Source organism: Streptomyces incanus, assembly GCF_042656345.1.
Taxonomy (GTDB): domain Bacteria; phylum Actinomycetota; class Actinomycetes; order Streptomycetales; family Streptomycetaceae; genus Streptomyces; species Streptomyces incanus.
Genome location: NZ_JBHSPC010000001.1, coordinates 24,116 through 38,360, shown reverse-complemented (window position 1 = coordinate 38,360; position 14,245 = coordinate 24,116). Strand labels below are relative to the sequence as shown.

The window sequence follows — 14,245 nt, the reverse complement described above, 5'->3', positions numbered from 1 at the left end:
GACGGCCGGGTGTCAGACCCCGACGCCGAAGTCGGCGGCGATTCCGGCGAGCCCGGAGGCGTATCCCTGGCCGACGGCGCGGAACTTCCACTCGGCGCCGTTGCGGTAGAGCTCGCCGAAGACCATCGCCGTCTCGGTGGAGGCGTCCTCGGAGAGGTCGTAGCGGGCGATCTCCTGGTTGTTCGCCTGGTTGACGACCCGGATGAAGGCGTTGCGGACCTGGCCGAAGCTCTGGCCGCGGTTCTCCGCGTCATGGATCGAGACCGGGAACACGATCTTGTCGACCTCGGCGGGGACACCGGCGAGGTTCACCTTGACGGACTCGTCATCGCCCTCGCCCTCACCGGTGAGGTTGTCCCCGGTGTGTTCCACCGAACCGTCCGGGCTCTTCAGGTTGTTGTAGAAGACGAAGTGCTGGTCGGACAGCACCCTGCCGGAGGCGTCGAGCAGCAGCGCTGAGGCGTCGAGGTCGTAGTCGGTGCCGGTGGTGGTGCGTACGTCCCAGCCGAGGCCGATCACGACCGCGGTCAGGCCCGGGGCCTCCTTGCTGAGAGAGACGTTGCCGCCCTTGGAAAGGGAAACTCCCATTGGGTACTCCTTCTCGGTCGTTCTCGGTGGTATCGAGTATTCGCGGTGGTCCGCGGTCGATGGGTCCTTCCCGGCCGACACTCAGCTACGTGAGTTGCCGAAGAGGACGCGGTAGCCGATGAGCAGGACGAGCGCGCCCACGATGGCCGAACCCCAGGTGGCGGCGTCGAAGAACTCCCGTTGCACCGGCCGGTCCAGGAACTGCGACGACAGCCAGCCGCCCAGGAAGGCCCCCGCGACGCCGATGACCGTCGTACCGATGAGCCCACCCGGGTCGCGCCCGGGGAGGACGGCCTTGGCTATCGCCCCTGCGAGCAGTCCCAGCACCAGCCATGCGATGACGCCCATGACGCCCCTCCTAGTCGTGTCGCCGTGCCGCGCCGGCCATGCCGACGGTGCGGCACAGCAAGCGTCCGTGCATGGGCAAGCCTAACCTCTACAATTCTGTAGAAGTTGTGGGGTGGGGGTGTCGCGCGACGAGGCGAGACAGGCCGGGCGCATACCGCGCCCGGCCCACCCCGTGCGGTCAGCCCTCGTCCTCCGCTTCTTCCTCTTCGTCCTCGAAGAAGTCCCCGACCTCGTCGACGACTTCGGCCGCGACCATGCCGCCGACGACCCCCACGGCCAGTCCGGCCGCGCCCGCCGCGACGACCGTCCCCATGCCGGGGCCGGAGTGCCGCCCGTCGTGGTGGCGCTCGTCGTACCCGTAGTGCCCGGCACGCCCGTGATCGCCGTGCGAGCCGTACGAGCCATGCGAGCCGTACGAGCCGTGCGAAGTCCGGTGTTCCACGAGCCGGCGCAGCCACTCGTCGACGATCGCGTTCCAGTCCTGGTGCTCGACACCGTCGTGGGAGACCGTGAACCGGTTCACCGCGTCGTGGCCGGAGGAGAAGAGCCCACCGCGCTTGTCCGCTTCCAGCACGACTTCCATGCCGCCGGGACCGGCGAGGAACGTCACCTCGATCTCGGTGATCCGGTGGGCGTACTGCGCCGACGGGGTCAGCTCGATCTCCTGGTAGAAGGGCAGCTGCTGGCCGGTGCCGCCGATGCGGCCGTACTCGAGATCGGCGGACCGGAAGCCGAACCCGAGCCCGCCGAACGCCTCGAGGATCGCCTCCTGCACGGGCAGCGGCCCGACGCTCAGCTGGTCCAGGTCGCCCTTGTCCCTGGCACCCGCCACGGCGAGCTCGGTCCGCACACCCAGGACGATGCCAAGGCCCTGGCCGTGGAGCTCGGTGACGGGGGTCTCCCAGGGCAGCGCCACGGTGAACGGGACGCTCTGCAGTTCGTCGGCGCCGAGCCTGAAGCCGCCGCCCACGGTGAACCGTTCGAAGGCGACGACGCCCTCGCCCTCCCCCTCCTCGTGCTCGACCTCGACGCGAGCCACCAGCTCCAGCGTGATGTGCTCGATGTCGAAGTCGGCGTCACCGCCCTTGAGATGGACCTGCCCGGTCAGCGCGGCTCCGGGCCGGGGCGCACCGGGGTCGAGGACCGTGTCGACCGTGGGGCCGCCCACACCGAGCGAGCCGAGCAGTCGTTTGAACACCATCGCGGCGTCCACTCCTTCACGTGCGAGTGTTCCGTAAGAGCAGTGCCGTACGTCTCCGCGGACGCACGGCACAGGCCTTCTACAGGCATGTAGAAGCATAGGGCGGCGGTATCCGGGCAGGCGTGCACTCGGTGCCGACGCGGCGGGAATGGCTGAAAGCGGGCCCCGCGCCGCCGGTGGACACGAGACCTCCCTCGCCCGTCACCGCGCACGATCGCGAGGGTCGCATGTCCACGGGTTCGGGTTTACCCGGACGTCGGCCGCGGTTACGGTTTCCCGGGTCGTTACTCTCGTGTCACTTACGCAACTCCTGTAAGAGGTGTTCTGCTCTGTCTGGGTTCCCGAAGGAAGGAATCGTGAACGAAACGCTGCCCTCGCGCAGCCCCGGGGAGACGGACGGGTCGCCGACGAGACCGGGCAAGGAGGAGACCCGCACCGGCACCGCACCGGCCGGCGGGGGGACCCGGTCGGCGAAGCCGCGGGACGCGCTCTTCGACAACGCCAAGTACCTGGCCATCGTGCTGGTGGCGGTCGGCCACGCGTGGGAACCACTGCGCAGCGAGAGCCGCACCGTCGTGGCCCTCTACACGCTGGTCTACGCCTTCCACATGCCGGCGTTCATCATCATCTCCGGCTACTTCTCGCGCAGCTTCGACTGGAGCCCGGGGAAGATCAAGCGCCTGATCACCGGCGTCGCCGTGCCGTATGTCGTCTTCGAGGTGGCGTACACCCTCTTCACCCGGTGGAGCGACAACGAACCGGACCGCTCGATCAGCCTGCTGGACCCCCTGTATCTGACGTGGTTCCTGGCCGCTCTGTTCATCTGGCGGCTGACCACCCCGATCTGGCGGGCCCTGCGCCGGCCGCTGCCCCTCGCCCTCACCATCGCGGCACTGGCCACCCTCACCCCGTCCATCGGCAAGGACCTCGACCTCCACCGCACCCTTCAGTTCCTGCCGTACTTCGTGCTCGGCCTCTCACTGCAGAAGAAGCACTTCGAGATGGTGCGCCGCCGTGAGGTGCGCATCCTGGCCGTGCCGGTGTTCGCGGGCGCGCTGGTCATGGCCTACTGGGCCGTGACACGGATGAACTACGCCTGGTTCTTCCACAAGTCCAGTGCCGAGGATCTCGCGGCGCCCTCCTGGTACGGGCCGGTCATGACGCTGGCGGTCTTCGGCTGCTCGACGGTCCTCGTCGCCGCCTTCGTAGCCCTCGTCCCGCGGCGCCGGACGTGGTTCACCGCGCTGGGCGCCGGCACGCTGTACGGGTACCTGCTGCACGGCTTCTTCATCCAGGCCGCCAACCACTGGCACTGGTCCCGCAACGACTGGTTCCACACCCCGCTCGGCGAGATCACCGTCACCGTGATCGCGGCCGTGGTCGTGACCGCCCTGTGCACCGCACCGGTGCGGCGGATCTTCCGTGCCGCGTTCGAGCCGAAAATGGACTGGGCCTTCCGACGGCAGGCCTCCGCGCCCGCGCCGGCATCAGCACGGGAACCGGATCCGGCACCGGCGCCGGCATCACAGCAGTCCGGTTAGGAGCCGAGGGGCGTACGAGCCCTGCCCTGGGGGCTCGTACGCCCCTTCCCGCACGGGCGGCCGGTGGCCGCGGGAGCCGGCCGGACCGTCGAAAAACCCGGACCGTCCGTCAGAGGACCCGGGCCGTCCCAAGGCTCCCCTTTCACCGGGCAGGGCAGCGCGGTTCTGCCGGTCACCTACCGGGCGCAGCTCCCGAGAGTGTGCGAAGGTGCGCCGAAGCCGGCGGGAACGGGTCTTGCGGGCGCCCTGGCTGACAGCTTCGCGTGGTGCGAAGGCGTCGAAGCCGTGGAAGGCTCCGGGCCGTACGTGCGCCGCCCCACCGGCGGAGGAGATACCGGCCGGCCCGCCCGGCGCACGGAGCGCGTGCCGCGGCGGCCCGGTCCGGGCCCGGCCGTGGCCCGCTACCTGTCGGCGAACCGGTCCACCGCCGCGGCCGCCAGCGCGCTGATCGCGGGCCGCAGGGCGCTGCCGATGTGCGGGGCGAAGAACGGGGAATGGTTCGGGGCCGGCACGGCGTCGGGACCGCCCGCCGCCGCTCGGCGCCACTCCCGCGCGCCCACCACGCCCAGCATCCAGTAGACCAACGGGACTCCGTGCAGGCCGTGGCCGGGGGCGCCGGCGTCCCCGAACAACGGGAAGTCCTCGGTGGCCATCGAGCCGGGCCAGTCCAGCACCCGGCCGGCGCCCAGGAGCGCGGCGTGGGCCCGCCGTACGGAGGCGGTGTGGTGCGGGTCGCACAGCAGGGCCGCCGAGCGGGAGGCGACCATCACCTCCGGCTCGCGCGGCGCCCCCGCGGCGGCGCTCTCCGCGAGGACGACGCGGCGCACCGCGGACAGCGCCCGTTCCAGGGACGCCTCGTTCGCCGCGCGCAGCGCGATTCCCAGCCGGGCCTCGTCGGGAATGACGTTGGCGGCCGTCCCGGCCCGCAGTGTGCCCACCGTCAGGGTCACCTGGTCGGCGGGCGCCGTCTCGCGGGCCACGACGCCCTGGAGCCGGGTCACCACGGAGGCCGCAGCGACCACCGGGTCCACCGCCAGGTGCGGAGTGGCGGCGTGGCCGCCCCGCCCGTGCAGCAGGACGTCGAGCACCGCTCCGGCCGCCGCCATCGGCACCCGCTCCGGCGCGTGCGCGACCGTGCCCGCGGGCAGCGGCGCGGCGTGCTGGGCCAGCACGACGTCGGGCCGGCCGAACCGTTCGTACAGTCCGTCACCCAGCATGGCCTCGGCCCCGCACAGCGTCTCCTCGGCGGGCTGCCCCACCACCACCAGGGTGCCCCGCCACCGGTCGGTGAGGCGCGCGAGCAGGCCGGCCGCGCCGGTGGCCGCGGCCAGGTGCAGATCGTGGCCGCAGGCGTGCATGGCGCCGTTGCCGCTGGCGTACGGCAGTCCGGTCCGCTCCTCGATCGGAAGTGCGTCGAGTTCCGCCCGGAGCCACACCCGGGGACCGTCCCCGTTGCGCAGGACGCCGACGACGCCGTGGCCGCCCACCCGGCGGGTCGCCGCGCAGCCGGCCGCCTCCAGGGACCGGGCGAAACGGTCGGCGGTGCGCTCCTCCCGCCCGGACGTCTCCGGATGCGCGTGCAGGTCCAGGTACAGGTCGAGGGCGGGCCGCAGCACCTCCCCGGCGCGGGCGAGGAGACTGGCCGGGGCCGGGGCCGGGGCGTCGGATGCCGGGGGAGCCGGGGAGGGGTGGGACGGCGGGTTCATCGGCGGACTCCGCAAGGACGGCCGGGTCCCCGCCGCGCTGCGGTGGGGACCCGGGAGGGGAGGGACGGATTCACGGGAAGGGGTGCGGGGCCCGGAGGATCTCCGCTTCGGTCAGGTCACGGTCCCGGTGCCCGCCGCGGTGCAGCGCGGTCCGCAGCCGGGGCATCAGCAGGGCCCGCTGCCGGTTCCAGCCGAAGTCGATCGGCAGCAGCCCCGGCACCACCGTGGCGACCGTGCGCAGCCCCGCACGCTCCTGCTCCGGCGAGGTCTGGTCGACGACGATCACGTCGTGGCCCGCCGCGACCAGTTCGTCCCGCACCATCGCGACGTCGTCCCGCAGGTCACCGGTGCGGGGCCGGCCGTGGCGCTCCCAGTCCCCGTACACCTCGTCGAAGGGCCGGACCGGGGACGGCTCCAGGTAGGCCCGCGCGTACGCGGACATCCGGGGCAGCCCGTACAGCTGGGGGTGGTCCTTCAGGTGGCGCACCAGGAAGAAGTCGTCCGCCATGGCCTCCAGTTCGTCTCGGCGTTCGGCGGTCTGCCGGGACAGGTGCGGGATGTAGCTCAGCACCTCGGACAGGGCCCCCTCGACCGCGGACCTCGGGTCCAGGGAGGCCGCCGCGGCGAAGGACAGGGTGCCCGGTCCGCCGTCCCGGCGGACGCCGACCACGGTGACGGCCGGGATCGCCAGGTCGATCCGGTTGTCGAAGACGTGGACGTCGTAGCCCTGCAGGGCGGCCCGCTCGGCCATCGCGACGGCTGTGGGACTGCCCACCGTGGCCAGGTCGATGCGGGGCAGCCGGGCCGCGCCGTACCAGCCGTTCAGGAAGGAGTCCCGCTCGACGAGTTCGAGCAGACCGCCCAGGACGGCCTCCTCCGGGCAGCCGCCGATGGCGCAGCCGTTGGAGCACTCGAAGACGAAGTTGTCACCGGCCAGCGGGGCGCTGTAGTAGACCAGCCGCGACGGCACCAGCACCGGACGCTCGTCCCGCAGCGACCAGCCCCACTCCCAGGGGATGGGGCGGCCCGGGTCGAAGGGGTCGGTCAGCGGGTCGTCCCGGTAGGTCTCCGGGCTGTACAGCCCGCACACCTCGGGGTCGACCGCGTCGGCCCGCAGCTCCTCGTAGGAGCCGACGACCGGGACGCGGCCCCCGCGCCGATGGGTGCCCGCGTACCGTTCCAGGCCCTCCAGGAACGCCAGCCGGCGGCTGGTGGCGAAGGAGTTCTCCTGCCCGCTCCAGGTGACGTCGTGCAGTCCCGCGTAGCCGCGGACGAACGCACTGCCGGCCACCGGGGCGGTGGTGGACGAGGTGACGTCGGTCCAGGTGCCGGCCCCCAGGGCGCCGCAGACCGGGTTGGCCAGGGCGTCGGTGGGCAGCGGGTAGGCGAAGGCCGACCGCAGCCGGTAGGCGTCCGGGTCCGGCTTGGGGCGCGAGGCGAGGGTGAGCGGCTCGACTGCGGCCGTTGCCGGGGCGCGGCGGCCGCAGTCCGGGCAGAGCGGGTCGGCGAGCAGCGGGTACGTCCGGATCGTCAGGTTCGCCAGGTCCAGCCGGGTCACCTGCGGCAGGGCCCGGTCCGCCGGATGCTCTGCCGGGGGCGCCGGGAGCGGCCCGCGCAGCAGCGCCTCGCACAGCGCGGTCACGGCGTCCCGGACGTGACCGGTGAGCACCGGCCAGGCCCCGGCCGGACGGGGCCCGTCGGGCCCGGCGGTCTCCAGGGCGTTGCGTTCGCTGCGGCTGCGCAGCCGCTGCCAGCGCAGGGCCAGGCAGCGGCCGCAGGCGGGAGCGGTCCCGTCGCCGCCCCATGGGCCGAGCAGCACCGCCGAGGCGGTGACGTGGACCAGCGCGGTGGGCCGGTCCGCGGCCCACGGGTCCCGGTCCCGGGCGTCCGGGCCGCCCGCGCCGACGGCGCCCACCGGAACCACCCGGGGGGCGTCCTCGGCGCCGAAGTGGCCGTCCAGGGTTTCCTGCAGGGCGTCGCGGGCCCGCGCCATGGGGTGCGCGAGCGGCAGGGTCGCGGCGCTCATGAGGACTTCGTCCAGCGGAAGGTGCGCGCCGCGACGGCACCGAAGACCACGGCGAACACGACGAGTCCGAGGGAGCCCCAGCCGATGTCCGTCAGATCGCCGCGGCCGGTCAGCGCGGCCGACACCGCGTCGTTGAGGTAGCGCAGCGGCAGGACCATCGAGACCTTCTGCAGCCAGTCCGGCATGGCGTCCAGCGGGAAGAACGAACCGGACAGGAACGCCATGGGCAGCATCAGGAAGTTGGCGATGCCGGCCACCGACTCCGGGGTGTCGGCGATGCTGCCGATGATCACCCCGAGCAGCAGGAACGTGGTGATGCCGAGGATCATGACGGGGATCAGCAGCGGCCACCGGGAGTCGGGCACCAGGTCGAAGCCCGGAAGCATCGCCACCCCGATGAACAGCACCGACTGCACCAGGCCCACGCCCAGGGCGAGCACGTAGCGGGAACCGATGACGGCGGTCAGCGGGGCGGGGGACAGCCTGATCATGCGCAGGATGTCGTCCGAGCGCCACTGCATCAGCGTGAACCCGATGCCGAAGACGGCGGCGTTGGCGACACCCCAGGAGAGCACCCCGGCGGCCGTGTAGGACAGATAGGAGAAGCCGCTCTCCTCGACGCTGCGACCGCGGAAGACGAGACCGAAGACGACGAGGAAGATCAGCGGGAAGGCGAAGGTGAAGAAGACGGTCGTCTTGTCCCGGACCTGGGCGCGGTAGCCCGCCGTGGTCAGCGCGGAGTAGGCGCTCATGACTGCTCCTGGTTGTTCGATGCGAGGGGGGACTGCGGCCGGGCGGTGAGCTCGAGGTAGACGTCCTCGAGGCTGGGGCTGCGGGTCTGCACGCCGTCCAGACCGGTGAGGGGGTCGAGGGCGGCGAGGACCCGGCCGGTGGCGCGGGTCTGCAGAACGAGGTGCCCGCCCTGTACGGTGACGCCCTCGACGCCCGGCAGGCCGGCGGCCTGCTCCTCGTCGATCCGGCCGAGCGGGACCAGTAGCCGGCTGGCGGCGCCGAAGGTCCCGATCAGGTTCTGCGGCTCGTCGGTGACGACGAGCCGGCCTTCCACCAGGATGCCCACCCGGTCGCAGAGCGCTTCCGCCTCGTCCAGGTGGTGGGTGGTGTAGACGATGGTCCGGCCCTCCGCCTTCAGCCCCCGCAGCACCTCCCACAGATCGCGCCTGCCCTCCGTGTCCAGTGCGGCGGTCGGTTCGTCGAGGAAGATCAGTTCGGGGCCGTGGACCAGTGCGGAGGCGATGGCGAGCCGCTGCCGCTGGCCACCGGAGAGGTCGTCGACCAGGACGTCGTGCTTCCCGCCCAGACCCACGGCCTCCAGGGTGCGGTCGACGGCCGCACGGTCCGTGCCGAACAGCGCCGCGACGGTGCGCAGGTGCTCGTGCACGGTCTGCCGCACGAAGAAGGCCGAGGACTGGGTCTGTACGCCCATGCGCGGCAGCAGCGCGGTGTTGCGTGGCCAGGGCGACTCGCCGAACACCGTGACCGAGCCGGAGTCGGCCCGGCGCAGCCCTTCCATGATCTCCACCAGGGTGGACTTGCCCGCCCCGTTGGGACCCAGCAGCCCGAAGAACTCACCGCGCCGGATGTCCAGAGAGACCCCGTCGACCGCCCGCCGGCTGCCGTAGTTCTTGGTCACGTCGTCGACCACGACGGCCGGTTGGGCTCCGTGGTCCGTGGTGGGGGAGGGGGAGCTCATACGGGTACCTCATTCATGAGTTGCGTGTTCTTTCAGGGTCGGAGAGTCAGCGGAGGAACAGCCACACGACGGCGGCGCAGGTGCCGGCCGCCGCGACGAGCACCAGGGCGGCCGCGGTGACGGCGTAGGAGGCGTACAGGCGGCGGGCGCGCTGCGGGTAGTCGGCGACGGCGTCCCGCCCGCGGCGGCGCAGGGTCAGGTACGCGCCGGTCTCCGGGGCGAGGTTGGCGGCGCCCAGGATGTGGCCGAGCATGCGGTAGCCGTCCAGCGGGGGCAGCGGGACCAGATTGCTCAGCGCCTGCACGATGCCGACGAAGAGCATCCCGGTCAGCACCGGGCGGACCGGGTCGGCCGGGTCCAGGAGCGCCCGCCACAGAGCGAAGGGCAGCAGGAGCGCCAGGTTGACGTAGGCACCCGCGGCGGCGACCACCAGCTTCGCCCGCAGGCCGGGCAGGAACAGGTAGTTGTCGACCGTGCAGTACATCATCATGGCCGGGAACCGCCAGCGCAGCCCGATCTCGGACACCACTCCGCCGTAGTGCCGGGCGGCGACGCCGTGGGCGAGCTCGTGCAGGCAGATGCTGAACCAGAGGAAGACCGCGAACGGGACGAGCGCCAGGGGGCTGGTGAGCAGCTCCCACGTCCCGTCGAGGAACGCCCCCGCGTCCCAGAGGACGGCGACGGTCATCACCACGACGGCGGCGGCCACCGGCAGTTGCGCCCAGGGGCGCAGCACCGGCCGCAGCAGCCGGTGCAGGCGCCCGGTCGTCGCGTGGGCGTCGGCGACGGTCCGCCGGCTGCCCGCCCAGAAGGTGCCGGTACGTGCCGGGCCGGGCTCCGGTGGCGCGGGTTCCGGGGAGCCGTCGAGCAGGCCCCGGGTGCCCAGCAGGCCCAGGAGCCGCGTCCACTGCTCCTCCGGCAGCCTGCGCCGGAAGCGTTCCGCGTACGCGGCCACGACGTCGTCGACGTTCCGTGTCCCGTCGAGCAGGCCGATGACGAAGTGCTCGCGCGGGCCCACCTCGAACGCGGCGCCGCTGACCGGGTGCTTGATCAGGTGCACGGTGCGCGGGCCGCGCAGCAGCGGCGGGCTGATCAGTACGCCCGGCCGCAGGGCGGGCCGGTAGGCCCGGGCGGCGGCGGCCGGGGCCGCCGCCGGGCCGCCGTCGGGGGCCCGGCCGGACTGGCCGGCGGCCGTGCCGGCGTGGTCGGTGGCGCTCATGAGGCCGCCTGCCGTCCCCCGGTCGGTTCCCGCAGCACCCGGCCCAGGACGAAGGCCAGGTACGCCTCGTCCCGGATGGTGACGTGCAGCCGGTTGTTCGTCATGTGCATGTACGGCGAGAGGAGGCGGGGCAGCACCGCCGGGGCGTGCGTGACCGTCACCAGGGGGGCCGCGTCGGGGTCCTCGGCGCGCACCTGGCCGGCGTCCTCCCGGGCCGGGCCGTCCCACGCCGGGAAGGCGAGTTCGCCGCGTGCGGTGAGGTCCACCACCCGCTCGCGCAGCTCCAGGCAGTGTTCGGCCCAGCGGCGCAGGAACGCCGGCAGCCGGGACAGGTCACCGCTCGCCACCGTCTGCCGCACCTGGGCGAAACGGGCACCGAGGACGGGTGCCTCCCGCTCGTAGGTGCGCTCGTACTCGCTGGACCCGATGAAACCGGTGCCGGGGAACAGCCGGTGCCAGAACTCGTAGTAGGAGTCCAGGTAGTCCGCGAGCCGCTCCTCCTCGGGCAGGAAGCAGCCGGCCATCACCATCATCAGCTGCGCGGAGGTGCCCAGCAGCACCGTCCGCAGGTGCAGGTTCATGCTCCGGTACGCCTCCAGCACGAGGTCGCTGGAGTGCCGGAAGTGCCACTCGGCGAGCTCCACACCGGCCGGGCCGCCGTACTTGGCGTACTCGGGGGCGTAGGCCTCGTAGGAGAAGGAGTTGTTCGGCCTGAGGTTCATCCGGCCGTCCGGGCCCATGTAAGCGGCACGGTCCTCATCGGGGAACTCGATGTCGAACAGGGAGTTGTAGAAGTCCTTCAGGAAGCCCGAGTCGACCTCGTACAGGGCGGGGCGGGTCTTCAGGAAGCCGCTGATCGCCTCCTCGGCGCGGCGCCGCACCTCGGCCTCGGCGGCCGGACCGCTCGGACGCAGCCGCAGCCGGACGTGCGGACCCTCCAGCCAGTAGTTGATGAAGAAGTAACCGGACAGCAGCCCCTCCTCGGTGAGCCGCTCCACCAGCGGACGGACGCACTTCACCAGCAGCGGCTGGGGGTTGGCGGCGTAGAAGATGTGCAGTGCCAGCCACGGCGAGGCGGCGGTGCCCGGGACGGGCCGGAAGGCCGCGGGTTCGGTCAGTTCGGACATGACGGTGCGACCTCCTGGTCGGACTGCGGCTGCTGACGGGTGGTAAAGGTCTCCACGGCGAGTTCGGCGACGTGCCGGCCGCGCCGGGAAGTGAGGTGGAGGCCGTCCTCGGAGGGAAGCATCTCCCGGAAGGCCACCCGGGTACCGGGCTTCCGCTCCACCAGGGCGTCGAACGTGGCCAGGCACAGCGGGCTGTCGAAGTCGACGTAGACGGGCTTGGCCCCGATGGGGCCCTGACCGGGGTGGGAGACCGTGGCGAAGCAGCGGTCCGGCAGGCCGTGGGCGCGTTGCCAGCGCCGGTACTCCAGATAGTGCTCCTCCTCGCCCGAGCCCTGGGCGCGGACCGGCAGGACCTCGGCGTCCGCCGTCCAGGTGCGCCGGCCGACCACCACGTCCCCGTGGGTGACCCGGGGCCTGCGGGTGACGCCGTCGACCGCCTCGTCCTCGGGCACCCCCGACCAGACGTCGAAGGGCGCCATGGTGCTGGGGGAGAGGAGCAGCAGGCTGCGCGGGATCTCCGGGAGCGCGATCGGCACCAGGTAGCCGAGGTACACCGGCACGACCTCGCGGCCGAGGCGGCGGGAGCGGAGCAGCAGGCGGCCGGCCGCCTCGTCGTGGACGACGTAGAGGTCGTCCAGGTGGATCCGGTCCTCCTCGGGCACGGTGCTGGTCTCGCCGGGACACACGACCTGGTAGTCGGTCAGCCGCCCGTGCAGGTTCAGGTTGCTGGTGACCGGACCGCCGGTGACCTCCGCCAGCACGGCGCCGTCCGGGCAACGGGCCGCCATCTCCGCGCGCAGCGCGTCGCAGAATCCGGGAGCGGCGGGGTCGCCGTCCGGGGCGGTGCCGTCGTAGAGGTGGGTGAACCGGCTGAAGGGGAAAGCCAGTCCGCCGTACGACTTGTTGAGCACCACCAGGGGCCGGCCGCCCTCGGGCCGGGAGAGCTGCAGGTGGTGACTCTGCGGAGTGAAGTGACCGGTGATCCCGCCGAGTTCGCCGGCGGTCTCGGACAGCAGCGTGGCGGGAAGCTCGATTTCCTCGGCGCCGCGCTGCGCGCCGTCCCGCCAGAGGGCGCTCATCCCCGCGTGGAAGTGGCGGCGGGCCCGGTCGAGCGATTTCATCTCGTTCTGCCCGAGCCAGTTCTCCTCGGGCACGTAGGCGCCCTGGTCGTCGAAGGAGGCCCGCTTGGAGGTGAAGGAGATGTACTGGTCGAAGAAGTCCTCGTGGAAGTCGTGGACCAGGCCGAGCAGGTCGTCGCATCGGCCGCCGCGGCCGTAGCGGGCGATGAAGAAACCCATCAGGGTGATGCGCTGCGGCAGTGTCAGGTCGAACAGCGGCAGGACGCCCTCGACGGCGCGCAGGGCCCGTCCGGTGTCCCCGCCGAGCACAGCGGACGCGCACGCGGACACGTCACCGGTGTCCACGTCCTCGTACACCAGGGTCTGCGGGAGCGCCGGTTCGGCCGCCCCCAGTTCCCGCTGGGCGTCGAGGAGTCCCGTCCGCAGGGTGCCCAGCAGAGAACGGCGTTCGTCGACGCCGGCCCCGGTGTAGCGGTCGAGGCAGTGGGCCGGGCCGTCCAGCAGGCCGGCCAGCCGGTCGGCCCAGGCGGCCCCCAGCGAGTGCAGGGCGTCCTGGTAGGAGCGCAGCGGGTCGCGGTCGTGCACGTCCGCGCGGAGCACCGGCACCTGCACCATGCCGAGGTCCAGCAGAGCCGACGCGTACCGTTCGCACGCCTGGTGTCCCGCGTCGTGCTCGCTCTCCAGCCAGGCCACCAGGTCCCGGTGGCGCACCGGCTGCGCGTGTCCGCCGAGCCACTCCAGCAGCCGCTCCAGGGTTCCGCTGCTGCGCAGGAAGAACAGCCGGTCGCGGACCGCGTCGAAGGTGACCGCGGCGCTGTCGTCGCCCGCGGCCAGTACGTGGCGTACGTAGCGGATACGGTCCGCGTCGCGTCCCCAGCCCGGCGAGAGGACCACCGGCAGGTCCTGGCGGCGACCCGGGTCGGACATGATCAGTTCGGTGAGCCGGGCCAGGGCCACCACGTTGAGCCGTACGTGGCTCACCCAGTCCTCGCCGGTGCGCAGCGCCGCCCCGTCGTCCTGTGGGTCCTCGGTGAAGGCGCCCAGCCCGATGCCGGTGAAGGTGCTGAAGGGGCTGGTCTTGCAGGCCGTGCGGTACAGGTAGGTCAGCGCGGACCGCTCGATCTTGCGCAGGCGGTTGCCCGGCCGCGGGCTGGTGTCGCGCAGGTAGGTGTCCAGCCGCCCGTCGAGGGCGGGCGAGGCGAGCAGCAGACCGAGGCGCAGCCGGTCGTCGGCCAACACCTCGCGCAACGCGCCGCGGTTCTCCCGCAGTTCACCGGCGAGGAGGTCGGCGCCCTCGGCCCGGAGCTCCTCCAGGCGGGCACGGTCGCGCAGCCACTCCTCGGTGAGCCGGCCGGTCTCCGGGGCCCGTTTCGCCACCAGGCGGACGGCGGCCGCGGGGTCGGCCGGCAGCCGGTTGTTGAAGATCTGCCGCCGCAGGTTGATCAGGCCGCGGCGGGCGGCCGCGTCACCCGGGTCCTCCTCGGGGCCGGTGGTCGACTTGACCAGGGCGTGCAGCAGGTCGCTCAGCGCCGCACCGGCGGCGCTCAGGCGTTCCTCCTCGTCCAGCACGGTGTCGGCCCAGCGGCGGGTGCCGGGGCAGCGCAGGCCGTGCACGGTCTCGACGGGCAGGCCGGCGGCGCGCAGCACGAAGCGCCGGCCGAGTTCCCAGTGGGCGCCGGGGACGACGGGCTCCATGAGG

At 72.7% G+C, this 14,245-nt stretch carries 11 protein-coding genes; 1 reads left to right on the top strand and 10 read right to left on the bottom strand.

Going from position 1 to position 14,245, the window contains the following annotated elements:
* Window positions 1-12 precede the first annotated feature (12 nt).
* The 3 genes from ACFP2V_RS00170 to ACFP2V_RS00160 all read right to left on the bottom strand — a co-directional run bounded on the left by ACFP2V_RS00170 (window position 13) and on the right by ACFP2V_RS00160 (window position 2,137).
* Window positions 13-588 (bottom strand): TerD family protein, encoded by a 576-nt coding sequence (locus ACFP2V_RS00170; RefSeq protein WP_381204208.1) that lies wholly within the window; start codon window positions 586-588, stop codon window positions 13-15.
* 81 nt (window positions 589-669) lie between these two features.
* Entirely contained in the window at window positions 670-936 is a 267-nt protein-coding gene (locus ACFP2V_RS00165; RefSeq protein WP_381204207.1) for a GlsB/YeaQ/YmgE family stress response membrane protein, read from the bottom strand.
* Window positions 937-1,114: 178 nt separating this feature from the next.
* Window positions 1,115-2,137 (bottom strand): sporulation protein, encoded by a 1,023-nt coding sequence (locus tag ACFP2V_RS00160; protein WP_381204206.1) that lies wholly within the window; start codon window positions 2,135-2,137, stop codon window positions 1,115-1,117.
* 356 nt (window positions 2,138-2,493) lie between these two features.
* Between ACFP2V_RS00160 and ACFP2V_RS00155 the strand changes: the two genes are divergently transcribed.
* On the top strand, window positions 2,494-3,678 hold the full coding sequence (locus tag ACFP2V_RS00155) for an acyltransferase family protein (protein ID WP_381204205.1): 1,185 nt from the start codon (window positions 2,494-2,496) through the stop codon (window positions 3,676-3,678).
* A gap of 401 nt (window positions 3,679-4,079) precedes the next feature.
* Here the strand turns inward: ACFP2V_RS00155 and ACFP2V_RS00150 are convergent, their stop codons facing one another.
* The 7 genes from ACFP2V_RS00150 to ACFP2V_RS00120 all read right to left on the bottom strand — a co-directional run bounded on the left by ACFP2V_RS00150 (window position 4,080) and on the right by ACFP2V_RS00120 (window position 14,241).
* The gene (locus tag ACFP2V_RS00150; RefSeq protein WP_381204204.1) at window positions 4,080-5,384 is read right to left on the bottom strand and encodes an amidohydrolase; all 1,305 of its coding nucleotides are present in this window, start codon (window positions 5,382-5,384) and stop codon (window positions 4,080-4,082) included.
* A gap of 70 nt (window positions 5,385-5,454) precedes the next feature.
* Window positions 5,455-7,410: a TOMM precursor leader peptide-binding protein gene (locus tag ACFP2V_RS00145; RefSeq protein WP_381204203.1), complete on the bottom strand. Its 1,956-nt coding sequence runs from the start codon at window positions 7,408-7,410 to the stop codon at window positions 5,455-5,457.
* A complete protein-coding gene (locus ACFP2V_RS00140; RefSeq protein ID WP_381204202.1) occupies window positions 7,407-8,162 on the bottom strand; it encodes an ABC transporter permease in 756 nt (251 codons plus the stop codon). The genes ACFP2V_RS00145 and ACFP2V_RS00140 overlap by 4 nt, the downstream gene beginning before the upstream one ends.
* Window positions 8,159-9,121, bottom strand: a complete 963-nt coding sequence (locus ACFP2V_RS00135; RefSeq protein ID WP_381204201.1) for an ABC transporter ATP-binding protein — start codon at window positions 9,119-9,121, stop codon at window positions 8,159-8,161. Before ACFP2V_RS00135 ends, ACFP2V_RS00140 begins: the two co-directional genes overlap by 4 nt.
* 46 nt (window positions 9,122-9,167) lie before the next feature.
* Window positions 9,168-10,340 carry a metalloprotease gene (locus ACFP2V_RS00130; RefSeq protein ID WP_381204200.1) on the bottom strand — a complete coding sequence of 391 codons (1,173 nt, stop codon included), beginning with the start codon at window positions 10,338-10,340 and terminating at the stop codon, window positions 9,168-9,170.
* The gene (locus tag ACFP2V_RS00125; RefSeq protein WP_381204199.1) at window positions 10,337-11,467 is read right to left on the bottom strand and encodes a lantibiotic dehydratase C-terminal domain-containing protein; all 1,131 of its coding nucleotides are present in this window, start codon (window positions 11,465-11,467) and stop codon (window positions 10,337-10,339) included. The genes ACFP2V_RS00130 and ACFP2V_RS00125 overlap by 4 nt, the downstream gene beginning before the upstream one ends.
* Window positions 11,455-14,241, bottom strand: coding sequence for a lantibiotic dehydratase (locus ACFP2V_RS00120; RefSeq protein WP_381204276.1), 2,787 nt, complete (start codon window positions 14,239-14,241; stop codon window positions 11,455-11,457). Before ACFP2V_RS00120 ends, ACFP2V_RS00125 begins: the two co-directional genes overlap by 13 nt.
* Between the last annotated feature and the right edge of the window lie 4 nt (window positions 14,242-14,245).